At 35.9% G+C, this 25,195-nt stretch carries 26 protein-coding genes; 11 read left to right on the plus strand and 15 right to left on the minus strand.

The annotated features are described in order from the left end of the window. Window positions 1-4 precede the first annotated feature (4 nt). On the minus strand, window positions 5-994 hold the full coding sequence (locus tag AC2VNP_RS16555) for an LCP family protein (protein ID WP_486918394.1): 990 nt from the start codon (window positions 992-994) through the stop codon (window positions 5-7). 218 nt (window positions 995-1,212) lie between these two features. Here AC2VNP_RS16555 and AC2VNP_RS16560 point away from each other — a divergent pair, with 218 nt between their 5' ends. Then, window positions 1,213-2,499, plus strand: coding sequence for an acetyl-CoA hydrolase/transferase family protein (locus tag AC2VNP_RS16560; RefSeq protein ID WP_486918395.1), 1,287 nt, complete (start codon window positions 1,213-1,215; stop codon window positions 2,497-2,499). A gap of 24 nt (window positions 2,500-2,523) precedes the next feature. Here AC2VNP_RS16560 and AC2VNP_RS16565 read toward each other — a convergent pair whose 3' ends face one another. From AC2VNP_RS16565 to AC2VNP_RS16595, 7 genes are all read right to left on the minus strand, one after another. Further along, on the minus strand, window positions 2,524-2,739 hold the full coding sequence (locus tag AC2VNP_RS16565; RefSeq protein WP_486918396.1) for a sigmaY antisigma factor component: 216 nt from the start codon (window positions 2,737-2,739) through the stop codon (window positions 2,524-2,526). Further along, window positions 2,732-3,070, minus strand: a complete 339-nt coding sequence (locus AC2VNP_RS16570; RefSeq protein WP_486918397.1) for a YxlC family protein — start codon at window positions 3,068-3,070, stop codon at window positions 2,732-2,734. Before AC2VNP_RS16570 ends, AC2VNP_RS16565 begins: the two co-directional genes overlap by 8 nt. After that, on the minus strand, window positions 3,057-3,587 hold the full coding sequence (sigY, locus tag AC2VNP_RS16575; RefSeq protein WP_486918398.1) for an RNA polymerase sigma factor SigY: 531 nt from the start codon (window positions 3,585-3,587) through the stop codon (window positions 3,057-3,059). The genes AC2VNP_RS16570 and sigY overlap by 14 nt, the downstream gene beginning before the upstream one ends. A 76-nt stretch (window positions 3,588-3,663) precedes the next feature. Further along, window positions 3,664-6,237 carry a CBS domain-containing protein gene (locus AC2VNP_RS16580; protein WP_486918399.1) on the minus strand — a complete coding sequence of 858 codons (2,574 nt, stop codon included), beginning with the start codon at window positions 6,235-6,237 and terminating at the stop codon, window positions 3,664-3,666. Between the two features lie 48 nt (window positions 6,238-6,285). After that, on the minus strand, window positions 6,286-6,933 hold the full coding sequence (locus tag AC2VNP_RS16585; RefSeq protein ID WP_486918400.1) for a hypothetical protein: 648 nt from the start codon (window positions 6,931-6,933) through the stop codon (window positions 6,286-6,288). A 100-nt stretch (window positions 6,934-7,033) separates the two neighbouring features. Next, on the minus strand, window positions 7,034-7,864 hold the full coding sequence (locus AC2VNP_RS16590) for an ABC transporter permease subunit (RefSeq protein WP_486918401.1): 831 nt from the start codon (window positions 7,862-7,864) through the stop codon (window positions 7,034-7,036). Beyond that, the gene (locus AC2VNP_RS16595; RefSeq protein WP_486918402.1) at window positions 7,857-8,756 is read right to left on the minus strand and encodes an ABC transporter ATP-binding protein; all 900 of its coding nucleotides are present in this window, start codon (window positions 8,754-8,756) and stop codon (window positions 7,857-7,859) included. Before AC2VNP_RS16595 ends, AC2VNP_RS16590 begins: the two co-directional genes overlap by 8 nt. 151 nt (window positions 8,757-8,907) lie before the next feature. Here AC2VNP_RS16595 and AC2VNP_RS16600 point away from each other — a divergent pair, with 151 nt between their 5' ends. Both AC2VNP_RS16600 and AC2VNP_RS16605 read left to right on the plus strand, forming a co-directional pair. Further along, on the plus strand, window positions 8,908-9,246 hold the full coding sequence (locus AC2VNP_RS16600) for a DUF3221 domain-containing protein (RefSeq protein ID WP_486918403.1): 339 nt from the start codon (window positions 8,908-8,910) through the stop codon (window positions 9,244-9,246). A 209-nt stretch (window positions 9,247-9,455) separates the two neighbouring features. Continuing rightward, entirely contained in the window at window positions 9,456-11,054 is a 1,599-nt protein-coding gene (locus AC2VNP_RS16605) for an aspartate:alanine exchanger family transporter (RefSeq protein WP_486918404.1), read from the plus strand. Window positions 11,055-11,106: 52 nt separating this feature from the next. Here the strand turns inward: AC2VNP_RS16605 and AC2VNP_RS16610 are convergent, their stop codons facing one another. Then, window positions 11,107-11,700 (minus strand): cell wall hydrolase, encoded by a 594-nt coding sequence (locus tag AC2VNP_RS16610; protein WP_486918405.1) that lies wholly within the window; start codon window positions 11,698-11,700, stop codon window positions 11,107-11,109. A 367-nt stretch (window positions 11,701-12,067) separates the two neighbouring features. Here AC2VNP_RS16610 and AC2VNP_RS16615 point away from each other — a divergent pair, with 367 nt between their 5' ends. Further along, window positions 12,068-12,880: a CAP domain-containing protein gene (locus tag AC2VNP_RS16615; RefSeq protein ID WP_486918406.1), complete on the plus strand. Its 813-nt coding sequence runs from the start codon at window positions 12,068-12,070 to the stop codon at window positions 12,878-12,880. A gap of 140 nt (window positions 12,881-13,020) precedes the next feature. Then, window positions 13,021-14,091, plus strand: coding sequence for a D-alanyl-D-alanine carboxypeptidase family protein (locus AC2VNP_RS16620; protein WP_486918407.1), 1,071 nt, complete (start codon window positions 13,021-13,023; stop codon window positions 14,089-14,091). Between the two features lie 278 nt (window positions 14,092-14,369). On the opposite strand, the gene AC2VNP_RS16625 is transcribed toward AC2VNP_RS16620, so the two are convergent. Continuing rightward, window positions 14,370-15,380, minus strand: coding sequence for a sodium-dependent bicarbonate transport family permease (locus AC2VNP_RS16625; protein WP_486918408.1), 1,011 nt, complete (start codon window positions 15,378-15,380; stop codon window positions 14,370-14,372). A gap of 140 nt (window positions 15,381-15,520) precedes the next feature. Next, the gene (locus tag AC2VNP_RS16630) at window positions 15,521-15,886 is read right to left on the minus strand and encodes a Na-translocating system protein MpsC family protein (protein ID WP_486918409.1); all 366 of its coding nucleotides are present in this window, start codon (window positions 15,884-15,886) and stop codon (window positions 15,521-15,523) included. A 539-nt stretch (window positions 15,887-16,425) separates the two neighbouring features. Here AC2VNP_RS16630 and AC2VNP_RS16635 point away from each other — a divergent pair. Then, window positions 16,426-17,310 (plus strand): diacylglycerol/lipid kinase family protein, encoded by an 885-nt coding sequence (locus tag AC2VNP_RS16635; RefSeq protein ID WP_486918410.1) that lies wholly within the window; start codon window positions 16,426-16,428, stop codon window positions 17,308-17,310. 19 nt (window positions 17,311-17,329) lie between these two features. Here the strand turns inward: AC2VNP_RS16635 and AC2VNP_RS16640 are convergent, their stop codons facing one another. Continuing rightward, window positions 17,330-17,605 carry a hypothetical protein gene (locus tag AC2VNP_RS16640; RefSeq protein ID WP_486918411.1) on the minus strand — a complete coding sequence of 92 codons (276 nt, stop codon included), beginning with the start codon at window positions 17,603-17,605 and terminating at the stop codon, window positions 17,330-17,332. Window positions 17,606-17,737: 132 nt separating this feature from the next. Here AC2VNP_RS16640 and AC2VNP_RS16645 point away from each other — a divergent pair, with 132 nt between their 5' ends. From AC2VNP_RS16645 to AC2VNP_RS16655, 3 genes are all read left to right on the plus strand, one after another. Continuing rightward, on the plus strand, window positions 17,738-18,571 hold the full coding sequence (locus AC2VNP_RS16645) for a DUF2268 domain-containing putative Zn-dependent protease (protein ID WP_486918412.1): 834 nt from the start codon (window positions 17,738-17,740) through the stop codon (window positions 18,569-18,571). Between the two features lie 104 nt (window positions 18,572-18,675). Next, window positions 18,676-18,891, plus strand: coding sequence for a YuzI family membrane protein (locus tag AC2VNP_RS16650; protein ID WP_275117251.1), 216 nt, complete (start codon window positions 18,676-18,678; stop codon window positions 18,889-18,891). Window positions 18,892-18,993: 102 nt separating this feature from the next. Further along, window positions 18,994-19,740 (plus strand): DUF3603 family protein, encoded by a 747-nt coding sequence (locus AC2VNP_RS16655; RefSeq protein ID WP_486918413.1) that lies wholly within the window; start codon window positions 18,994-18,996, stop codon window positions 19,738-19,740. Window positions 19,741-20,602: 862 nt separating this feature from the next. Here the strand turns inward: AC2VNP_RS16655 and trpS are convergent. Then, a complete protein-coding gene (trpS, locus tag AC2VNP_RS16660) occupies window positions 20,603-21,592 on the minus strand; it encodes a tryptophan--tRNA ligase (protein ID WP_486918414.1) in 990 nt (329 codons plus the stop codon). Window positions 21,593-21,796: 204 nt separating this feature from the next. Here trpS and AC2VNP_RS16665 point away from each other — a divergent pair, with 204 nt between their 5' ends. Next, entirely contained in the window at window positions 21,797-22,924 is a 1,128-nt protein-coding gene (locus AC2VNP_RS16665) for an MGDG synthase family glycosyltransferase (protein ID WP_486918415.1), read from the plus strand. A gap of 5 nt (window positions 22,925-22,929) precedes the next feature. Here the strand turns inward: AC2VNP_RS16665 and AC2VNP_RS16670 are convergent, their stop codons facing one another. Next, window positions 22,930-23,097 carry a hypothetical protein gene (locus tag AC2VNP_RS16670; protein WP_486918416.1) on the minus strand — a complete coding sequence of 56 codons (168 nt, stop codon included), beginning with the start codon at window positions 23,095-23,097 and terminating at the stop codon, window positions 22,930-22,932. Between the two features lie 74 nt (window positions 23,098-23,171). On the opposite strand from AC2VNP_RS16670, the gene AC2VNP_RS16675 reads away from it, so the two are divergent. Then, entirely contained in the window at window positions 23,172-23,729 is a 558-nt protein-coding gene (locus AC2VNP_RS16675; RefSeq protein WP_486918417.1) for a peroxiredoxin family protein, read from the plus strand. A 349-nt stretch (window positions 23,730-24,078) separates the two neighbouring features. Here the strand turns inward: AC2VNP_RS16675 and AC2VNP_RS16680 are convergent, their stop codons facing one another. Next, window positions 24,079-25,074 (minus strand): sodium:calcium antiporter, encoded by a 996-nt coding sequence (locus AC2VNP_RS16680; RefSeq protein WP_486918418.1) that lies wholly within the window; start codon window positions 25,072-25,074, stop codon window positions 24,079-24,081. Between the last annotated feature and the right edge of the window lie 121 nt (window positions 25,075-25,195).

A 25,195-nucleotide genomic window follows, 5' to 3' on the forward strand; every position in this document is an offset into this window, starting at 1 on the left:
GTTTTCATTCATCGCGATTGAAATCAAAAAATTGGTGTAGGGCTTCTTCATTTTTTTCTATATCTAATTCTAGGACGAGGCCAGCGTGCGAGTATCGTTTGTCAGTAAAACTGTTCTCAACAGGTATCGTTAATGTTTCAATATCACCAACTGGATTAAGAAAAAAGTCCTTACTAAGACTTAACATTTTTCTTGTGTTAAGGTTCGTATCGATATACGGTTCAACCGACCCAAATAACTGTGGGATTTTTGTAACGCCCCGAATGGTTGAGATCTCATCCTTCAATAAAGACAAAACCTCTTGTTGCCTGCGAACTCGTCCAAAGTCATTTTCACTGTCATCACGAAAGCGAACATATTTTAGCACATCTTTTCCGTGGACAGTATGCGTTCCTGGTTGAAAATCCATTTTCATCGATGATTTAAACATTCTATTTTTTACGTTAATTTCAACACCTTGTGGAGCAATTGTATCAACGAGACGTTCAAATCCTTCGAAATTAACCATTGCATAATAGTGAAGGTCTATATCAAAATTTTCTTTAATAGTTCTTCGTAATAATTCTGGCCCACCAAGAAAAAATGAGGCATTTATTTTATTATCCTGATATTCAGGGATCTTAACATAGCTATCCCGCATTATGGAAGCTATTTTTACGGTACCGTTATTAGGATGATATTGAGCAATCATAATCGTATCTGTTCTTGAACGGTCTCCTACAGGCTTATCTACCCCAATTAATAAGATATGAATGGGTTCATTCTTCTTTTGTTGTTCCGCCTGGAAAATAATAGGATCTCTCTCCATATTGGGGTCGATTGTTGAAGTTTCCTCTATTGTTTGCAACGAATGTTTTCTTGCTGTTTCATAACCAATTTTCCCATAAGCAAAAAATCCAATTAATAGGAGGAAAGAAAGTGAAGTAATAATCGCAAACCTTCTTTTCCGTTTATAACGTTTTTTTCGATTTCGTTCATCCAAACGTGAGCTCATATACTACACGCGCCCTCCTTTCATGTGGATGTGCTCGATCTGAAGAATAAAAAGTTAAACAATAATAACAATTGAGTAAAAACGAAATAATAAAACTAATTTCAATTAAATTGACGGTAAGTTCTTTGTTCAGTAAAGTATTAACTCTGAAGTAATTATAGTATTTGTTGAATTTCATTACCTATTAAAAATTTTTTATGTGAGTTGTTGGAGGATTTATGAATATTACTAACTTGTATGAACAGAAACGGAAAGCATCGAGTGATGAGGCAATTGCTGTCATTCGACCAAAAGCTGATATCATCGTCCCTTTAGCTGTTGGAGAGCCACCAGGTTTATTAGATTCACTGCCACGAGCAGATCATCTAAAGGGAAATCGTTTATTTCAAATGCTTTCCTTAAGGCCCGTATTAAATGTAGATAAAAACAAAGTAAAAATTGTTTCTATGTTTTTAAATAAAGACGAACGAAGAGCATTTTATGATCATGAGATTGATCTGTTACCAAATCATTTTTCAGATTTACCATATATTTTAAATGAAATGACAACTAACCGTGTGTTAATGGTTACAACATCACCAATGGATGAAAACGGGTATTTTTCACTTGGAACAAATTGTGATTATATTCCTTACTTAATTAATGAGAATTCAACAATAATTGTAGAAGTTAATGAACAGATGCCAAGGACATTCGGTAAAAATCAAATTCATATCAGCCAGGTTGATGCCATTTATGAAAACCATCAACCGTTGCCGGAAACACCATCAATTCCACTTCGTGATGAAGATAAAATAATTGGCAACTCAATTGCGGAATTAATAAAAAATGGGGATACATTACAAATCGGGTTTGGTGCAATTCCGAATGCGATTATGAACGACCTTAGTGCGTATCAAGATTTAACGATTTTTACAGAAATGATCCCGGACCAAGTGGTAGACCTTTTTGAAAGTGGGGCAGTGACGAACCGTTCTAATCCACTTGCTCCTGGAAAGATGACGGCAACTTTTGCGTATGGTACAAAACGACTTTATGATTTTATGCATGAAAACGAAGATGTTTTTATGCTGCCAGTCGATGAAACGAATGATGTTCGTCATATTGCGAGTATCGACCGAATGGTTACGATTAATGCAACTGTTGAAGTAGATTTCCTCGGTCAATGTAATTCAGAAACAATTGGTGGCCGCTATTATTCGTCGACAGGTGGTCAAGGGGATTTTGGGATTGGAGCTAGAATGGCGAAAGAAGGACGCGGCGTTATTTGCTTACATTCTACTGCTAAAAATGGTGAGATTTCAAAAATTGTTCCAACCTTACCAAGAGGTGCGGTTGTTACCACTTCAAAAAATGATGTTGATTATGTAGTGACAGAGTATGGAGTTGCAAAACTAAGAGGAAAAACGATTCGTGAACGAACGCAAAATTTAATTAATATCGCTCATCCAAAATTCAGAGAGGAATTAACTTTTGAGGCAAAGAAGATGGGCTTTCTACTCTAAAAGAATTTAGAGGCTGATACTGAATCAGCCTCTTTTCTTATGAAGTTTTTTAACAAAAACTCTCGACCATAATAAATATACGATTAAAGGAAGAGGTGTATGGATAAGTCCCCAAATCCCCCAAAACCAGCGATTATGTCCTCGTTTTCTAGCATCGATAAATAACCAAGTACTTTGAATGATCAGTAAAGCAGCAATCAAAAGCCAGTGGTAAATCGTTAATTCCTGTAAATTATTCATTTTGAAACCCCTTTCTTATGGGAGGCTTCAACCGATAGAAGAAATAGCCGGATAAACAAACAATAACCGCAATTTGTCCAACGAAAGTAATAAAAAAGAAGTTGGCATACCCCCAAAGAACGATTGAGACAATGACAAGAGCAATTCCCCAAAAAAGGAGTAACTCTTGATAGAGCTTCTTCTTTTGGTCAGACTGTACGGTTTCAACGAGCTGTTCAAGTTCAAGAATAGAAGGTGGAGTAACGTCGACATTTTGTTCAAGCTTTAATAACGAATCACGTACATCTTTTTCAAATGGCTCTAATTCTTTATCATTGTTAGGATGTTTCATCTTTACTCAACTCCTTCCTTAGCTGTTGAATAGCACTATGAACTCTTGACTTTACCGTACCTTCAGGGATAGAAAGAAGACGGCCGATTTCATCGTAAGAATAGCCATAATAATGTTTCAAAATAATTGGAACGCGGAACTCCTCGGACAATTGATACAGTTGTTCCATGGTTTCAAACCATTTCGGATCCTGACGGGTATATGATTTCTTAATGAGTTCACCATATTGCTGTTCTTTTAACCATTTGCTTTCTGTCTTTTTTTTTCGAAGGGAATCAATAAATAGGTTAGTTCCAATTTGGATGAGCCAAGTTGAAAATTTTGCTTTTCCATTATATTGATGTATTTTTTCAATGCATTTAATCATTGTTTCTTGGGTGAGGTCCTCTGCGAGAGAAGGCTGCAAAGTCACTTTGATCAAATAATGCTTTAAAAAAGAATAATGTTGTTGTAAAAGCATGGCTAGAGCCTTTTTATTTCCTTTTTTGGCTTCCTTAATTAATTGGTCTTCTCCCATGAAAGATACTCCTTTTTTGAATTCGGAAAGAAAACAAGTTGGTTTACTTCTTATACGAAGAACATGTTCGTTTCGTTCATTTGATTTTTTCTTTAAGCCATTTGAATGCTTGTTCCTTAGTTTGAACTTGATTATTTAAAACGGCGATTTCAAGGTCTAGGAGGACAGATGAAAATAAGGGACCTGGTTTAAGGCCTGAGCTTTTTAAATCTTCGCCTGTTAAATAAGTTGGAAGACTTTCACGGGTTTGTAAATAGTTTATAACACGTTCATCGTACGGTAGTTCATTTGTAATAAAAAATACAATAGACTCCACGGAATATGATTTTAGTAGTCGGTGCAGTTCACCAATATCAGAAAGGTGTTTCCAAGGATTATGGGCTTTTAAATCTGAAATTTCTTTCAATAACTTATTATCTTTTTTTGTTAATGCAAATCGTTGAGCTCCTTTCAAGTCGTTTTCATAATAAAACGGGAGTAAAAAGTATATAAACCAACTTGGCTTCTGGCTTAGTGTTGTATAGGCATGCTTGTGTTTGTAAAACTCTTCAAGCTGCTGACCGTGCTTAAAGCACTTTGTTAGATGAGATGCTTGAATGCCGAATTGCTGCCAAAACTGAAGCTCGAATAATCGTTTTACTGCTTGTGAAGGATGATCTTCAGTAAAAAGCTTTTCCAATTCATGGTTAATTCTAGTTGCTGATAACGCCTTCATTTTATCTATTGAAATGAGTGCCAAATCTTTTGTATGGTCGTCCATTGAAAATTGAAAACGGGTTTCAAAACGAACTGCTCGTAAAATCCGAGTGGGGTCTTCAATAAAACTTAAATTATATAAGACTTTAATCTTTTTTTCTTCAAGGTGTGTTTTGCCTTGAAACGGATCAACAAGTTGACCAAACTTTTTTTGATCTAAACAGATGGCCATCGCATTAATCGTAAAATCCCGACGGTATAAATCTTCCTTTAATGTTGAGTGCTCAACGTCAGGTAAGGCAGCAGGATGGTCATAAAATTCGAGCCTTGAAGAGGTAATATCAATTTTAAGCCCTGTTGAATGAGTCCAGGTTGCAGTTCCAAAATCTTCATGTGTTTTGACTTCACCACCGTAGTCCTTAACTAATTGATGAGAGAAGCGAATACCGTCTCCTTCTACAACAATATCGATATCGTCGTTTGGTCGCCCTAAAATAATATCTCGAACGATACCGCCAATCAAAAAAGCGGAAGTATTCGAACGAGTAGCTGTAGTCCCAATTTCTTTTAATAACTGAAACACCGCTTGTGGTAATTGATTTTTCATTTTTGCCCGCATGTTGTTATGCAATTCATTGATTGCAGATTGCTGCAAGTCTTCTTTTAACGCCTGATTATGTAAAATTTCAATGACGTTTGTACGCGATAAAATTCCAACTAGCTTTCCTTGGTCGACAACTGGTAATCGACCGATATCATACTTAATCATGGTCGTCTGAATTTCTTCTAAAGATGTATCAGGATGAATAGAGATCACTTTTGAACTCATATATGCTTTTACAGGTGCGTGTCCTAAACCATGATGTGTTGCCTTATCTAAATCACGACGGGATATAATGCCGACTAGTTCGTCGTCTTTTACAATCGGGAAACCTGTATGTCCATAACGGTACATTAAGTTCGCAGCTTCTTCGATTGTCATTTCTGGAGGAATCGATTTAACTGGACTCGCCATGATAACTCGAGCTGTAATAGCGGGCTTGAGTATTTGTTCTAATTTACTAATGACTTGCGGAACGACAGCTTCTAAGTCTACTTTCTTCAGTGTTGCTGATGCTGCTTTTTCATGTCCGCCACCACCCCATTCGGTAACGAGAGGAAGAAAGTTAATTCGGTCAGAACTAGCTCTTCCGACGATATAAACACGCTTTTGCATTTCTACAATTGTTAGAACTGCGTCAGCACCTGTAGTTTCTAATAATTTCCTCGTCAATGTTGCTAGGCCGCCTTGAAATTTTTTCTGTTGATAGGAACTGACTATAATGTTTAAACCGTCCATTTCATATTCCGTTGACTGGAGAAGAAGGTGGTTAAATATTTCTTGCTGTTGTTGAAATAACATTTGATCAGAAAAGCGTTGAATGATTTCTAAATTCATTCCCTGATCCATGAGGAAGCTTGCTGCTGCCAAGTCTCTTGAAGTTGTGTTCGAATAAGTAAATGAGCCGGTGTCAGTATAAATACCTAAACCAAAAACAGTCGCTTCAAAGGACGAAACAGGTAACGATCGTTTTCTTATTTCTTCAATTAATAAAGTTACTGTTGCGCCAACTAGTTCAATTGTACCATTCAGGCTTTTTACATCATCATCTTGAGGTGGATGATGATCATAGACTGTAATTTGGACATCTTCTATGTTGATCTCTTTAGCATAATTGCCTGTTCTCTCAAGTGAAGCAACGTCTACTAATATGAGCTCTGTAACGGCGGACCATTCGATGAGATGGTCTTGGATTAAGTCGATACTATCTCGGTAGATGGCTAAAAATTGATTAACAGCTGCATTTTGTTTATCTGAAACGACTAGTTTTGCATTGGGAAAAAGTTTTTTTGCGGCTAGCATGGATGCTAATGCATCAAAATCTGTATTTACGTGTGAAATAATGATTTGCAATGGTTTAACCTCCCCGAAATTGGAAATCAAGCTATCGATTTGGGCATATTATGTCTCTTCTTCAATAATGAGACCTTTATATTCGAATGGTTTCGCTTCGTAAGGGTTGTTCTGTTCACTATTAATGCGAATTTTTGTCAATGATTTATAGCTTTTGATGATCAACTGTCTGAATTGAATAAGTAATTCTTCAAAGTTAGACTCATCGTTTCGAATAAAGTTTACAAACTTTTTAGGCTCAAAGTATAAATAACCTAATTCATCTTCATTAATTCCTAACTGCTTCATTTCTGACTGAAACGTTTGTAACGTTTGTCGAACGTTTATGACGTGTTGACCGTTGACCGCTTGATCAAACGTATAGAGGGCTTTGAGTGCTTGATTATACTTTTTAACTAAACTATCTGTATGTTTAACAATTTCTTGTTGATAACTATCTAAGTCGTATATCGCAGCTAGTAACTCTTGTTCACGATGATAAAAGGTTTTAAACTCTTTTTTTAACTCATTGAGCTTTTCATAGTAACGGTCATAGGAATCTAAATAATTCTCTGAAGGCTGTTCACTGTTATTTTTCCCTTTTTCCACAGGAGCTAACGGTTCTATCTTACTAACATGTTGTGCACTCATTCGATTGACGTAGTTTGCACGAATTCGATTGGCACGTAAAGAAGAAATTCTTGTAATTCGGTTCATAACTTTCCCCCCTCTATTTATTTTATCGAAAGATGGGGGCAATCGTTGAAGCAAAAAAGAAAAAAATGAGAAAATTTAAGGAGCTGCGAGAGACAGCTCCTTAAATTTGTTGTTCAGATAAACGAAATCGATCATTCCATTTAGCCGCAAAATGCAGAAAGATGAAGTTCAAGATCAGTATAATAAATCCGATTAAAACCAAAACAATATTACTCAGAAAAAGTAAACCTGTTAATTGGCTGACGACTAGTGCAACAATCGGAAGAACGATGATACTGCCAAGCTGATACGCTTCTTGATACCCTTTTACTTTAGCTGAAATAATAATATTAAACAAAATGACTAGTAAACTTAGCAATGGGGTAATCCAAATAATTAGAATGACCCATCCCCATGTAGGGAAAATCATTTGGTTAAACAAAGGATAAGCAATGATATTTGTAACGATACCATATAAGATGGATGTAAAAAAAGTAATAGTAACAGCAGGAATAAATGCTGATAGTATTTTTCCAACAAAAATAGTCTTCATTGAGATTGGAGCAAAAAGCAAACTTTCTAACGTCTTTCGTTCTTTTTCACCGACAAAACTATTCGCAGAAATCACACTTGAAGCCATTGCTGGAATAAGCATAAAAAATGGTGTAAATCCATAGATCATGAAAAAATAAATGAGTTGGTGGTTGAGAGTGGGGAGGACTTCAAGTGACTCTCTTAATCCACCTTCAGGAAGATCTTGAATAACGTCTACAATCATATTTGTATTTCCTACCATCGATAAATCAAAAAATCTAGCCGTGATCAGTAGGGCGCTAGGAAGGACGACCCCTAAAATGAGCGGAACAATGAGCATCGGTAACCAGATTTGAATGTTTGAAGTAATAGCTCTCATATCCTTTATAGCAATGGACCACATCGCTTTATTATTCATGGTGGTCACTCCTTCTTATTGTAAAGTACAATGCTTCTAAGTTATTGTTTAAAATTTCAGCAGAATACAGCTTTCCACGATCTGTAATTTGCTTCAAAACATTAGAGACAGTTTCAAGGTCTGGAAGGGAAACTTGAATTCCGTCGACTTCTTTAGTAACTGGAATTTGTAAGTCTGTTAGCAAAGAAAGCGGAAAATCACCGGTAATCTTTAATTGAATTTCATGTAGATACTTTTTCTCTAACTCTTGTTTTGTGCCTTCTTCAATTTTTTTACCTTCTTCAATAAAAATATAGCGGTCACAAACGTTCTCCAACTGTTCAAGGACGTGAGAACAGATGACGATGGTCGTATTCTCCTCTTGATTTAATCGTTTTAAATAAGAGAGAACGAGACGAATTCCGTCTGGATCTAGTCCATTTGTTGGCTCATCAAGAAATAAAATTTTCGGTCGATGAAGTAGAACTTTTGCTAGACCAAGCCGTTTTTTCATCCCTGTACTATACGTTCCAACTTTCCGATCAATAAAAGGTTCTAAATGAAAAAGATGAATTAATTCTTCTATCCTTTCTCGATCTACATTTAGATAAAGAGAAGCAAAAAATATTAAGTTATCGCGTCCTGTCATTTCTTCATACAAACCGGCATTTTCTGTCATTGTCCCACAAAAGGACCGGACGTCATCACCATTTTCATTTGGAGATAAGCCGTTAATTTGTATCACTCCGCCATTCGTCCCGATAATACCGTTCATTAAGCGTATTAATGTTGTTTTACCGGAACCATTGGGGCCAATTAGACCAACAATTTGCCCCTCCGCAATGGAAAAGCTTATGTTCTCTATCACCTTGTGAGTTTCAAATGATTTGTTTAACTGTTCAACTAAAATCATAGATTGTTCACCACCTATATACTATGTAGAACTAATACGATCACAGCGGTAAAAACGTTCACTGCAAATAAAAATTTTTTTCTGACTTGTAACTTTGCCATATTGAATACGTCAATATATATAGAGATTAATTTAAAGGGGTGTTATATTCATGAGGAAGCTATGGTCATTATTGCTTGTTTTTGCCTTTCTATTCGTTGGATGCGGGCAAAGTGAAGAGACCGACTTATCAGAAATGACAGGGATAATTGTAGGAAAAGAAGTAAATCGGATATTGGTGATTGAAAATGTGACGAAAGATCAACTTGATCGACTTGACTTAGATGAACTACTTAACCAAGGACATGGAGGGATTTGGTTTGAGGTTGAGGAACAAGAGTTATTTGAAAGTTTACACGTTGGAGATAAAGTAGCTGTAGAATATGATATTGTTCTAGAATCATACCCCGGTCAATCTAAAGTGGTTAGTATTATAAAATTGGATGAATAATAAGGAAGAGAAAAATGGAAGCGTTAATCTAATTGATTTTCGTTTCTTCTTTTTTGTCAAAAAGTTGAATTTTACTAATGAGATATGCACTAAAAAAGATTAGTTTTGGAGAAATTCATAAAAAATACATTCTTCCAGTATAAAGTTAAAAAAAGGGAAATTGAATTCGATTTATATTTCATCATTGAACAAATTTGGAGGAAATCAAAATGACATTCGTCGCTGCATTGCTTCAAGAACCACTGCTATTATTGTTTGTCATATTATTTTTAGGATCATGGTTCGGACAGTTAAGTATAAAAGGTTTGCGATTAGGAACAGCAGGAGTGCTTCTTGTAGCGATGGTATTTGGTCACTTTGGATATGAGGTGTCACAGGTTGTCCAAAGTTTCGGACTTAGCTTATTTATTGTTGCTGTAGGTCTACAAGCAGGACCACGTTTCTTTAGAATGATGCGAACAAATGGTTTAGTATTCGGTATAATCGCTTTACTGGTTGTCTTCGTTTCTGTTGTAACGACAATTATCGTATCAAAAGTATTTAATCTGTCACCGGCACTTAGTGTCGGTCTAATGACAGGTGCTTTAACAAGTACTCCGGGATTAGCAGCTGCTCTTCAAGCAACCAATGACCCACTTGCTTCAGTTGGGTACGGAATTGCCTATCCTTTTGGTGTTTTAGCTGTTGTATTATTTGTTCAGTTATTACCTAGATTGAGCAAAATTGACCTTGTTCAAGATTTAAATGAGGCTAATAATCCAGTTCGTAATAATGAATCACCAGAAGTCATGACCATAGAAGTCACTAATTCGCAAATTAACAAAAAAACATTAAGTGAATTGAAGTTTCCAAAAGTTAGTTCTGTTGTGATTAGTCGTGTGATTCGTAACCAACGAACAATTATTGCGCTAAACGATACAGTTTTATTAATAGGAGATAAACTCGTTACGGTAGGAAAAAAAACAGACCTTGAGAAGTTCTGTCAATACGTAGGTAAAAAAGTAGATGTAGATCTTAATAATGCGGATAACATTAAACTTCGTAAAGTTATGGTTGCATCAGATGATATCATTGGAAAAAGTATTAGGGAATTACGCTTACGCAGAGATTATGGTATCACTGTTACTCGTGTTGAGCGAAACGGGATTGAGCTTAACCAAAGTCCAAGAATGCGTTTAGAACGCGGAGACGTATTAACAATCGTAAGTAGTGAAGATCGACTAGATAATGTCGAGAAGTTATTCACTAGAAGAAAATTAACAGTTACAAACGTACATATCTTTTCTCTAAGTATAATTTTAATCCTCGGTATTTTAGTTGGGATGGTACCATTTTATCTGCCTGGTCTAGGTACGATTACACTAGGTGTTGCGGGTGGTCCATTATTTGTTGCGTTGATTATCGGCCACTTTGGCAAGTTAGGACCGATACAAGCACGGTATTATGAACCTGCTAATGCCGTCATACGCGATCTCGGGCTCGTCCTGTTTTTAGCGGGGGCTGGAACAACTGCGGGACAAGGGCTTGTAGAAGTTATTCAAACCGAAGGTCTAAGACTTGTATTAGGGGGAACAGTGATTACATTAACCCCAATCATTTTAGGCTATTTTATTGCGAGGAGCTTATTTAAGCTAAGTGTTATTCACTCATTAGGTGCACTTTGCGGGGGAATGACAAGTACCCCTGGATTAGGTGCTGTAAATCAACTCATTGACTCTAATGACCCTGCGATAGCTTATGCAGCAGCCTATCCTTTTGCACTAATATTCGTAGCGATTGCATCTCAGTTAATTATCTTTTTCTTATAATATGTAAAGGCGCATTGGAGGAAAAATAAATCCAATGCGCCTTTAAAATCGCTTATCTTGCAAATACGTGATTACCAATTGTAATTGTATGCTGACGAGTAGCGATCCAATGGTTTGTTGCGATACGTGGATTATAGAAGAATAAAGACCCTGAGCCTTGTCCTCTAAATGCTAAAGCTTCATTAACAGCACGAATAGATTGAGCGTCAGCTGCCCGATTAATTCGTCCGTTTTGTACCGGTGAGAATGCGTAATGTCCGTTTGATACTTCGTTAATAACGCCACGAACAGTGTTAGGGAAATCTTTATGATCTACACGATTTAAAACAACCGTTGCAACTGCGACTTTCCCGGCATACGGTTCACCTTCAGCTTCAGCACGAACTAAGCGTGCCATTAAATCTCTATCACTAGCAGAAACACTGGCAGGGATCGTTAATCTTTCTCCAGCAAAAATCGTACTTGAAGTCTTATTGTTGGCTCTTTGGATAGATGCTATAGGAACACCATAATGGTTTCCAATCGTCCATAAGCTTTCTCCAGATCGTACAGTGTGAGTTGAATTTGCATCTGCAGTTGATGTAAACCCAAATACTAATAAAGTAACAGTAACGATAAAACTAGATAACCATATTCTTTTTTTCATGTTGTAATTCCTCCTCTTGTTCTAGCAAGCTCTCAACCTAGGCTAACAAGAATTAGAGTCGATTACCTTAGTAGATCTTTTCCAATTGATAGAGACCGGTTAAAAAACCTTTATAGGACAAGTGGTTGAGAGTAATATTACGAATCTATTACTAATTGTGTAATTGTCTCAAAAGTTTCAGAAAACTAAGAGAAACAAAAACATTGAAAGTACAATGTATTCTTTTATTTATATAGATCGGTCGAATTGTGGGATATTGTGAAATCCGTAAAAATGGGAAAAGGTGACATCGACTTTACCTTTTTATATGCTACATTGAAGTAGTCGAAGGCTCTTCGTCTAAAACAAAGTAAATGGAGGAATTACAGTGAAAAAAATACTAACAACATCATTTGCTGCCCTTTTAATGACCAGTTTTTTTGCAACAGGTGCAAATGCTTCTACTGAGAAGCAAACAAAAGTAACAACTAACTATCATGTTCAAGTTTTTTCTAATACTATGAATCAACAGCAATTAGACAATCTATTAAGAGATTTTAATTCCAATCAAGATCTTCAAATGATTGTAGAAAGAATCCAAGCGAAATTTCCAAATGTAAAAGTGGAACCTGTGAAGAGAGAACCGCTTCAACAAAATCAAAATCATACAGAACAGTCAAAAGAGACGATAAAAGTCGAGCAACCGAAAAAAGAACAACCAAAAGCGGCTAAGCCTGATCAATCTACAGTGAACACACCGACATCACAACAACCTAATCAACCGCAGCCGACTCAGCCAAGTAAACAAGTTCAAACAGGAATAACAGCTGAGGAACAACAAATGGTTAACTTAGTAAATGAAGAACGTGCTAAAGTCGGATTGCCTCCTTTAAAGGTAAATACAGAGCTGACCAAAGTGGCACGTGTAAAGGCGCAAGATATGATTAATCACAATTACTTTGCTCATCAGTCACCGACTTACGGCTCTCCTTTTGATATGTTACAACACTATGGGGTTTCGTACAGAACGGCAGGAGAAAACTTAGCAGGAAATCAAACAGTAGAGGGTGCACATCGAGCATTAATGAACTCAAGCGGACACCGAGCTAACATATTAAATCAACAATATACTGAAGTAGGAATTGGGATCATTAATGGTGGACCGTATGGAAAAATGTTCGTTCAATTATTTAAGGGATAATATTAGAGTAAGTAAAAATAGTTTAGAAGGCTGACATTAATGAGTCAGCCTTCTTTTTTGTAATCAAAGTGTCATCATAAATTAACACAAAAATCACTATTTTTTTAATATACTATAACTTAGGTAAAAGGAGGGAAAGCATGTTAAGGAGAATGAGTGGTGTGTTGATCTTATATTTATCTTTATACTTATTTGGAAATGGAACAGTTGACGCTTCTGTAAAAGTTGATTTTTCGGAGGGCCTTTTTAGTGAGGCTGTTATATTAATAGATGGGAAGTCTGGTAAAGTACTTTATGAAATAAATAGTGAGCAGCAAATGTATCCTGCTAGCATTACAAAAATTATTACTGGCATCCTTGCGATAGAGGAAGCTAATTTATCCGATACCGTTATTGTTAGTAAAAATGCACGTGAAGTAATTGGCACCCGTGTATACCTTTTAGAAGGAGAAGAAGTCGAGTTAAAAAAACTCGTCCAAGGCCTATTAATAAGTTCAGGTAATGATGCGGGGTTAGCTATAGCTGAACACATTTCAGAAAGTGAAATGAACTTTGCAAGGAAAATGAACCAATTTGTGCGCGAAAAAGTTGGAGTGAATAACACGAACTTCACTAACCCCCATGGCTTATTCGATGAGGACCATTACACGACTGCATACGATATGGCCAAAATCGCGCAATATGCGATGAAAAACGATACGTTCCGAGAAATTGTCAGTACGAAAGAGTTGCCTTGGATCGGTGAAGGTTGGGAAACAACGATTTATAATCATAACCGGATGCTTTGGAACTATGAAGGAGCTACTGGAATAAAAAATGGTTATGTGCAAAAATCAGGTTACACGTTAGTTACTTCTGTTCAACAAGGAGAAACGGAATTAATCGCAGTAACATTAAATGCACCGTCATCTAAACATGCGTATCGTGATATGTACCGTTTATTTGATTATGGATTTGATAATTTTGAAACTAAGCTTATTGCTAAAGATCAAGTATTTGAAGATCTATTTGGAAGGAAGTATAGGCTAGCTGATGATTTGTATGTTACGGTGAAAAAAGACGATGCACTATTTTTAGATGTGAGTATTTATGGGTATTTAAAAGTAGTAGGGAAAAATAATCAATTAGTTGGGATCCGAGGCTTGCAAAGAATGGAAGAACAAGTTGCGAAAAGAACTCCCGAGTTTTTAGCAAGCATAGAACGACGGTGAGTAAAGGAAGGATAATGATTGCTGGGATTAAAGCATCAGAACCATGTAGGTAAGGGTGATTTGCAGAACGTGGAAAAAATAATCACACTTCAACCAATACGAGAAATAAATCAGAAAAAGACTTGAGATATAAAATCTCAAGTCTTTTTGCTGAGAGAATTTGGGTGGTGCGATTTCTCGGATGGTTTCTTCTTCCCAAATTACCCCTTTACTTTAAAGCTTGCAGGCAATAAAGGGTATTATTTTAGTAATTGATACTTTTACCCAATGATTTTAGTTTAATATAACCACTGTGCAATTGAGTAAAAGATAGGGATACCTAAAGTTAAGTTAAATGGAAATGTAATCCCGAGTGCTAACCCTAAATAAATCGAAGGATTGGCATCTGGAACCGATGTGCTCATAGCTGCTGGTGCTGCAATATACGAGGCACTAGCTGCCAATACGCCCATAAGTGTTGCTCCTCCAACTGATAATCCACAAGCCATACCGACAAATACACCTAACACTCCATAAACAATTGGCATGAATATAGCAAAAGAAAGTAATTTTAAGCCATGTTTACGAACAACGGCTAACCGCTGTCCAGCGATAAGACCCATATTTAATAGGAACAATGTCAGCATACTTGGGTACAAATCAATAAATAATGGTTGAATTAGCGGTTTTCCATCTAATCCAATAATCATCCCAATGACTAAACTTCCCGCTAGTAACAAAATACTTTTACCTAAGAAGCATTCACGTAGTTGCTCTTTACTTAACTTAAACGAAAAGGCAGGTGCAACAATACCAACTTTACGAACTGAAGTCTCTTCGGTGTTTCGGTCCTTTAAAAATTCAAGTAAAACGAGTGCTATTAAAATTGCGGGTATTTCCATTAACACAACCATTGCATTCATAAACGCTTCATAATTGACGGCTCGGTTTTCTAGAAAAGCTGCAGCTGCACCATACGTGACAATACTTACAGATCCATAAGTCGCAGCTAAAGCAATTGCATTTTTGGTATCAAGCTTAACAACTTTTCTTAAGTAAATTAAAGTGAGGATCGGAGTAAGAGTACCTAAAAATATAGTACCTAGTATTGGCTTCGTAACTTCTGTAATTGAAAACTGTGAAAGTTCAATCCCGCCTTTTAAACCAATCGCAATTAATAAATATAAACTCAATGTTTCCCCAAGAGCTTTAGGAAACGTGAAATTAGAGCCAAGGGCAACCGCTACCATACCGAGGACAAAGAAGAGTACAGCCGGGTTTAGTAAATTCTCTATAACCATTTGTAACATTATGTTCTCCACTCCTTACTGTTTCATGATTTAGGGAACCATTTAAACAGAAAAAGACCAGCCTTGTAAGTTTCAACAAACAGGCTGGTCTATCATTTCCGTATCAATTGATATTGAAATAAATCTCCCAAAATATTAAATTAGTTCTCTAGTTTGGCTTCTAAGTCTTCAGCCAAAGTAAACACAATGATCCGCTCGCCACTTCTAGTGCTTATATCGGTATGGAAGCACCTTGCTTCGACACCCGTCATCTCTTGAATGAGTTTTTTTAAGTCAGCACTCCCTGTTTCGATCAGTTCTGATCGATTGCGTTTGACGGCTAACATACCTGTTTCAGATCTTGTTAACGCTTGTTCAGCAGGTGTTAGAATACCTTTTAGTTGAATAATTAGTAGATTTCTTAGAATGTCGGTCTTAACTTGGACAGAGCCTCTACCTAAGTATTCCTTTTCCCATTGCGTTAATGTTTTGCTAATCTCAGATTCAAGAAGTCCTTTCTTCTTCATAGCACCCACCTCCATCTCCTAAGTATAGCAAAAGTTACGTAAAAAAACGGTATATCTCTTTAAAAAAAAGAAATATACCGATTATTTCGAACCATTACTTATCTTTTACACTTAGGTTCTCATTTCACCTCTGCGAAATACTCACAGCGATGCACTGCTAACCCTTTATGAAAAATAAGTAAGTATTTTAAAACAATTCGGTTTAAAATTTTCAGTTAATTTTATTATATAATCTATGGCGAAAAAGTGTCAATAAAAACTTTTTATGTCATAATTTACAGTGAAATTAAAAGACTTTATGGTATCTTTATATATAATAGGTTGATTTTGATGCTGAATTTCAAATTTTATTTATGATTTCTTACCTTTATTACCGCGAGGCTTTCTTATTTTTAATACAAAGTTTATATGTATATACCGTTAAGTTTCGAATAAATAAAATGTATACGGAAAAAATGGAAATAAAAATTATAACTAATATATAAAGTTGAACGTTTATTAAGATGTGTCCAGTTTGGTATTGTCGGGAGCGTGACGTCATGTATGTGTTTATTGTTAACCCTATTTCTGGAAATGGAAGAGGGGAGATCGTTTGGAAATCGATTGAAAAAATATTAATTAATAAAAAAACAAACTTTAAGGCCCATTTGACCAGAGATAAAGCTCATGCAGCCGAAATTGTCAAATCTTTAAACGCTGACTCAGTAACGGCAGTTGTCGTTGTAGGTGGAGATGGAACGGTACATGATGTAGTAAATTGCTTGCAACATATGAAAATTCCATTAGGAATCATTCCAGCAGGGACGGGCAATGACTATGCTCGCTCAATGTCAATTCCTAAAAATTATGAACTTGCACTTGAACGAATTTTATCTGGTGAGAAGAAAAAAATTGATATACTTCATATTGGGGAACGTATATGTATGACGGTCATTGGCATCGGCTTTGATGGAAAAGTCGCACAGTTAGCTAATGAGTCAAAATCAAAAAAAATATTAAATAGTCTAGGCCTTGGAAAATTTACTTATTTGATTATCGTACTAAAACTATTATTTAAATATAAACCAACGAAAGTTACAGTAGAGCTTGATGATGTCACTTATGAATATGAAAAAGTCTGGTTAATCGCAGTGGCTAATTTACCTTACTATGGTGGTGGGATGTACATTTGTCCTCATGCGATAAGTGATGATGGAGCTTTTGATGTGTGTATCGTGAATAACGTCTCAAAGTTTAAGATCCTGCAAATCTTTCCTAAAGTATTTTTAGGCCAGCATATTAATCATCCAGCCGTAACTGTTTTAAAAGGAAAAAATATCAAAGTTATTTCTGATATTCCTGTTATTATCCATGGGGATGGTGAAATCATTGGGGAAACCCCTATTGAAGTTACAGTAAAAAAAGATGTTCTAGATATCGTATAACTTAATAAAAGTAGGCGAATCAAGACTTTAAACTTTGAATAAATTGATGAAATTGTTTTAAAGAAATTGTAAGGATGGCTTCAGACGTATTTTGGTCTGGAGCCATTTTTACTTCATTAAAATAAGCTTGGATCTCTTCAAGCTGTTCAACTTGTTCTTTAAATAATTTAAAAGAAATAAAACGAGTTTCAATTCCTAGATGCGCGGCTTTCTCGTTTAGACCTTCTATACTTTGTTCAACCTCCACGATTTGTCTATAGTAAGCTTCAAATTGTTTTTCACGCTCTGTTTTCATGTACGGTATCTCCTTTCACTTACTTTCTTTTTTTACATAAGATGTAGATGATGTCAATAGTTTCAGGGCAAACACCTTAGCAAACTTTACGTGAATGCATACAATAGTAATGTGAAGAAAGGAAGAGTTGATATGGGAACAGTTGCAACTGACCGATGGATTAAGGGGTTTATTGAAGCATCAAGCAAAGCTTCTTTTAGATACAATAACTGGAATGTTCAAATGAAAACGATCATTGAACCCGTTTCGCGTCATTTTTATCATCTACCTCTTCATATTCTTCACCGTTCATTACTTGAACAGGGTCTGTTTTCACCAGATCAAGAAGTGAATTCAATTTATATGCACATGAAAAAACTAAAGATGTGGGCATATGTCCAAAAAGTATATCTTGAACTGAAACAAGAATGGGAAGGGCCGCCAGTTAAAGTCATTCTATTACCAGGAAATGAAGATAATGAAGTTATTATGAACGATTTAGGCGGAAAAATGGGAATCGGATTTCAAGATAAGGTGATATTGTTTGTAACAACCAAAACGAATCACTTCGACCTTAAAACACTTCTAACACATGAATATAACCACAGTTGTCGATTAATGCACTTAAGTAAAAGAGAACCTGAATTAACGTTACTTGATTCCCTCCTAATTGAAGGAATGGCTGAATATGCGGTCAAAGTAAAATGCGGGGAACGAGCACTCGGAAAATGGCATAATCAATTCACCAAAGATAAGCTGCAGACCTTATGGGATCATTTCTATAAAGAAAGAATACGAGTGAAAGGTAAGTATTATCACCGTCCTTTTTTATTCGGAAGCGAGTCTTTAGGTATCCCTTTATGGTCTGGGTATGCTATGGGATTTGAAATGGTCCTCTCGATGATGGAACAGAAACCGGTTAGTATACAAAAATTACTTTCACTAGACTCAGAAATCATTTTAAAACATTCCGATTTTAAAGATTAAGTTGCCCTCTTTTTAGTTTGTAAAGAGGGTTTTTTCTATTAACAGCCAATATAAAAAAGAGAACAGTTAGGTACGGACGAGCACCTATTAGAAGAAGGGAGGAGATGCGAATTTTTAGGGTGTTTTCTTTATTAGTCGGATTTGGCTTAGCTGTAGCAGGTGGAGTCAGCTTACTTGCGTATTTAAATTTATTAACTGCTGGATACGATTTCGTGACGTATCTCCGCTTTATCTCAACAAGGATTGAACTTTATATGGTTATCATCGGCGCAATTATTATAACATTATCTATATATTGGCCAACCCATCGAAAAAAGTAGCATAATTTTTATTTGGAATGAATATAGTACTTGTGGAATAAATTGCCTAACCTCTGACTATACTGATGGTACAAGCACATATACGTGAGGGGGGCGATTTTGTTGGTCCACATTCGGGATGTTTGGATTAATTGGTTCGAAGGTGAAGAAAATGGTTACAATGTGTGTGATTTTTATGAATGGAGAACTGATGACAGGATCGAAGTGCTAGATCAAGCGATTGTTGTCAAGGTATCTCAACAATTATTTAGTTACATTGAAAATAATCTTGCAGATTTACCAGAAAAATTGTTAGAAGATGTCCATCGAAAAAGTTATCTGAGAAAAAATATGTCGCGTATTCAACTCGATTATTGCTTTATAGCAACTGATGGAGAACGTATTATGGCAGTCGATACGATCGGATATAAAACACCGATCCGTAAAAGCAGACTAACACCAAGACAAGAACAAATCGTCTTAGAATTAATCGAGTCAGAAACTATGGAAGTATATGACCTTGATGAAGTTGAGTTTCAAAAAGAGTACCATATATTATCTCCTAGTCCTGAAGAGATGAGGGGATTGACGAGGAAAGAACGTCAACTTAAGCAATTGCTTTTTATGGCACTCGATCAACTTTATTCCACTGGAAATGCAGCTGAAATCAGATACTGGTATACGGAGTGGGAACCTGCAAAATACATGGAAATTCAAGCGATGAGTTTTGAAGAGGTTTGGGACGGCCTCTTTGAAGAAGTGAGAAATGGCTGGTCAAAGAGACATTATCACCTGTGTGAGGCTATTGTAAAAGGACAACCCTTCTTTGAAAAACTGTGGGAGCTTGAGCATGGTGAAAGCGTAAAGTAATGTTACATAAAGTAAAGAGGAGGACACTTTGTTCTCCTTTTTTTGTTCAAACTAAGTATTGAGGACGGTATGAGCGAAACTGACCTTGACTAGGATTGTAAAAAAAATTAGGACAGGAACAAGCAGAGACTTAACCTACTTTCTAATCTGTATGAAGTTGGACAGAAAAAAAGCGGACTCTGGACCAATTCCTCCTAATCCTGTAAAAAGCGGGCTGTAAAAAGCGTTTATAATCCTGGGTCTTACTAATCCTGTGAAAAGCGGGCCGGAAAGAGCGTTTATAATCCCGGATCTTCCTAATCCTGTAAAAAGCGGGCCGGAAAGAGCGTTTATAACCCCAGATCTTCCTAGTACTGTAAAAAATGAACCAGAATGAGCATTTAAAACCTTGGAATTTCCTAATATTGCAAAAACAGGCTTGGATTAAGATTTATATAGGTAACCATGTGTTTTTACCAGTAGGATGTTGCTCCAACCACGGGATCTTTATCTTTAATTAATGAACCTAAAGTTTTCTTAAATTGTGAGCATTTTTGGAAACGTTCTTTCAGACATTTACACGATAGTCTTTGTTCTCTATAATATAATAGTAGATCTCTATAGAACTGTGTATGGATGTTCTAAATCTTTGGTAGGAGGGATAGTCGTGGATGGATTTGTACACTTTCTAATGCAACTTCTTACAGTTGTAGTAGTAGTTGGAACATTTGGAGTTTCTTTCTTAGTTGGTGCGATTTGGAAGAAGCAAAAAGGATATTAATGCAATCATACATTATAAGTGCGTGTTTAAAAAGGAGGACAAACTTTTTGAACATTCTCTATAAGAAAACAAGGAGTAGAGGGTTCTCTACTCCTTGTTTTTTTAACGTCTTTTTCTTCCTAATCCCATGGCACGTTCTGCTTTTGCGAGCATTTTTGTAGCAGCGCGGTTTGCTTTTTCTGCTCCATGATCTAAAATGTCATCTAATTCAGGTGAATTAATTAACTCTTCATAGCGCTCACGGATTGGATTTAATGTCTCTACGACAACATTTGCCAAATCTTCCTTAAATTCTCCATATCCACTGCTTTCATACATCGAAGTAATCTCTTCATATGATTTACCGGAACATAGGGAATAGATCGACATTAAGTTTGCAATAGCTGGCTTATTCTCCTTATCATAATGAACAGAGTTATCCGAATCTGTTACAGCACTTTTCATCTTCTTAATGATGGTTTTCTCATCATCTAGCATTGAAATATAGCTTTTTGCATTCGGGTTCGATTTACTCATTTTCTTAGAAGGGTCATTTAAGGACATAATACGAGCCCCAACTTTAGGAATTTGAACTTCAGGAATAGTAAAGATATCGTTATATTTTCTGTTAAAACGTTCGGCTAAATCTCTAGTTAATTCTAAGTGCTGCTTTTGGTCTTCACCCACAGGTACGATGTCGGTTTGGTAAAGAAGGATATCAGCAGCCATTAATGGAGGATATGTAAGTAACGCTGCTGACACAGCTTCTTTTCCATCGGATTTATCCTTGAATTGTGTCATTCTTTCAAGCTCACCGATATAGGATACACATTGCATGATCCACCCTAATTGTGCATGGGCAGGAACTTCAGATTGAATGAATAATGTTGACTTTTCAGGGTCAATCCCTGCAGCAATATAAAGTGCAGCTAAACTCTTTATATTTTTTCGTAATTCCGCTTTATCTTGTGGCACTGTAATTGCATGTTGATCTACGATACAAAAAAAACAATTGTGATCGTCTTGCAATTCAACAAAATGTTTCATTGCACCTAAATAATTTCCTAATGTTAACGTTCCACTCGGTTGAATACCAGAGAAAACAGTTTTCATCTATCTCTTCCTTTCCAAAAAACGTATGTATACACCATCTTATCGAATTATGACGTAAGAGTAAATAAGATTACTCATATTAAGATATTATCAAGAATTTGTAATAGGGTATGTTTTCTCTTCTTTTACGAATAATATTTTAATAAAGGTTGTTGAAAGAGAAGGTTATCGACTATTTTAGTTGAGGGAAAGAGGGAAAACAGGATGAAGGCCAGACCATTAATTTTTTCAGCTTCAATTGGACAAGGTCATCAACAAGCTGCTAAAGCTCTGTGCACTGAGCTTGAAAAAAAAGGGTATTCCCCAAAAATCATTGATACGTTTTATAAGCTGAGTCCACTATTGCATCATTGTATTGTAAAGAGTTATTTAAACTTATTAAAATTAGGCCCAGCAGTTTGGAGGAAGATTTATTTTAATGCGGAAAAACAATCATATTTTCTGTATATTGATCGATTTAGCACATTATTTACGGACCGGCTTCATAGACTGATTGCAGAAGAAGAGAATGTCCCATTTGTTATTTCAACACATCCGTTTGTTACACCATTTCTGACAACTGTAAAGAAGAAAAGGAATATAAATATTCCCATTTATTATGTGATCACTGACTTTTTAATGCACCCAGCATACTTAAGAGAAGGCGTTGACCGGTATTTCACAGCTGATCCAACATCTTTTCATTTTGCTAAAAAGAATAACTATCCAGTTGATCGCTTTTGTTTAACAGGGATTCCTGTACCAGGTCATCCCGCATTTACATCAACGAAATCCAAAAGCCGTGAGCTGCTAGGATTGGATGAGAATAAAAAAATTGTCTTGATTGCTGGTGGGGGATTTGGTCTTGCTAAATATGTAAAGGTAATTCGAGCGCTAGAAAAAAGTAATGAAGAATTAACAATTATTTGTATGACAGGGACCAATACTAAAGCAGCAAAAAAAATAGAAAGTTATAAAAGCAAGCATCGTCTGAAAGTACTACCATTTACCGATCGTTTCTTAGACTATTTACGGGCTAGTGATGTGGTGATTTCAAAGTCAGGCGGCTTAACGATGTCAGAAGCGCTAATTTGTGAAACACCAATTATTATATATAAACCTGTTCCAGGCCATGAGGAACATAATGCCCAATATTTAGTTGAAAAAGGAGCAGCAGTAAAAATACAGGATGATGAAGAATTACCGTTAATTATTAAAAGAGTTTTATTTCAGAAAAAGCTGAGTGAAGAGATGCAACATTCGGCTAGAAAGATTAAGAAACCTACAGCTGCTGAAAAAATAGTTGAGGAGATGATTTTAGCTTTAGAGCAAAAGCAACAAGCGGTCAGATAACAGAACTACCGCTTTCGTTTCTTTTTCCATACGTGGGTTGAAAAAGTACCTATCGTAATTAGAAGGAGGACAAAAAACAATAAATCATTAGTGTAATTTAGTTGGTTCGTCATAATAACATATAATCCTAAGATGATGGTCATAGTAAGTGCTGCAAGTTGAAGGATATTCATAACTAACCTCATTTCATTAGACGTATAAATTAGTATAACAGACAAAAAACAGTTCGTAAAAAAGGGGTGAAGAGATGCAACATCGAAAAAATGCAATATATAGTTGTTTTTTATTCTTTCTGTTATTTGGTGTTGCCTATCTATATGAAGGGTCACATCACATATTTAGACAGGTAGATGAAGCAGTAGCTGCGACTTCAAAAGTTGGGGCATTTGAAAATGAAGTAGCACCAAACTTTGAATTATTAAACTTAGAAGGTAAAACAGTCTCCCTAGAAGAGTATAGGGGTCAAAAAGTAATTTTAAATTTCTTTGCAACATGGTGTCCGCCGTGTCAGGAAGAGATGCCTCTATTAGTTAATTTAGATGATCAGTTAAAGGATAAAAATATCGTTATGCTTGGTGTAAATATGACGAGTCAAGAGAGAAACGCAAACGATGTCCGACCATTCTTATCGCAATACAAAGCTGAGTATGATGTCGTATTTGATGTAGACGGGAAAGTAATGAAAAAGTACCATATTGTTGGTATCCCAACAACTTTTCTAGTAAACGAAAAAGGAATAATTGAAAAAAGAATTAATGGAATAGTCACGCCGAATCACATACCGATTTTGCTTGGGGAAAAATAAATCGACCGTATAACTCTAACGTAGTAATCATTATGACAGTGTATGAAAGACGTAGTGTTCTTCATAAAGAGGATAAAGGACAAACTAAGGCAGTATTTGGAGTGCAATGTCCTTCATAAAGCCAATGAAGGATAAACCAAAGCAGAACTTGGAATGAAGTGTCCTTCATATGATAACGATCTGATGGGTGTTTTAATTTTTAATTAAATAATTGCAATACACATTAAATAAAAAAAGGTTGGGGTAATTTTCAAGAAAAACCCAACCTTTTTTGTGTACTAATTATATTGTTATTTCTTTCCACGTTATTGGAATTCCTTAGACGTTTGGACTAAGTGTAAATCATTATTTAATGAACAAAAATAAGATAAGACGAAACAAAGTAAATAATAATTAACAGGACCGAAGGAAAAGCATACGATGTCGCTGAATGATAGCTCTTTCTTAATAATGAATAAAGTACGATCACAGAAAGAACGGCAACAGCTGCAGCGGTGATTTGGTTTACAGGTGAAACAAAAGAAAGAACAGCACCTTTTTGATATAACACATCAGTACCTACTAGGATCAACATGTTAAAAAGATTACTACCGAGTATCGAACCAATTGCTAAATTATAATTTCTTAATTGGATAGCAATTAATACAGCAACAGCTTCTGGTAAAGAAGTTGTTGCAGCAATGAGAAAGCTTCCTACAAAGCTGGACCCAAGCCCTGTAATGACTGCAATCCGGTCACCAGTAATGGTTAAAAAGGAACCTGAGACTAAAATAACTACCGCTGCAATAATAAATCCATAGATGGCTCTTTTTAGTGAAATGGCTGATGTGTTTAGTTTATTTTCTTCTTCAATCTCAGGTTCTTCATATCCTACCGTATCTTTTTTCGCTCGATTGGTGAGCACATACATCCCAGCAGCATATATTGTTACTATTATGAGTGTATCAATTCCTACTCCAAGAAGAGTAATATTTAGTCTTAATGTTAAGGCTAATAGAGTTGTTACAGCTAGTAATAATCCAATACTTGCAGTGTAAAAATGTTCTCCAGAAGCACCTTTAAAAATTTGTTTTCTTCGATAATATAAATCAAAACTAGCTAAGATTAACAAATTGAACATATTACTTCCAAGAACATTACCAATTGCGATATCTGGATTATCAAGGACGATCGCTGAAATACTTGTTGTTACTTCTGGAAGTGAAGTAGCTCCTGCTAAAAAAATCGTACCAACTAACATACCGCCTAATGCTGTCTTTTCACTTAAAGCGTCAGCATATGTGGAAAGCTTAATGGCACAGATGACTGTGATAGCTGCACATAAGATAAAAATGATAAATACCATAAACGTTTCCCCTCTCTATATTTCCACACAAAAAAGACCCTTTTATGAGAGTTTACCCTGAAAATTAAACACTCATAAAAAGGTCTTGCGTACTTTGTCTGTTATTCAAAACAAAGCTTAA

It is taken from the genome of Alkalihalobacterium sp. TH-98, assembly GCF_057473385.1.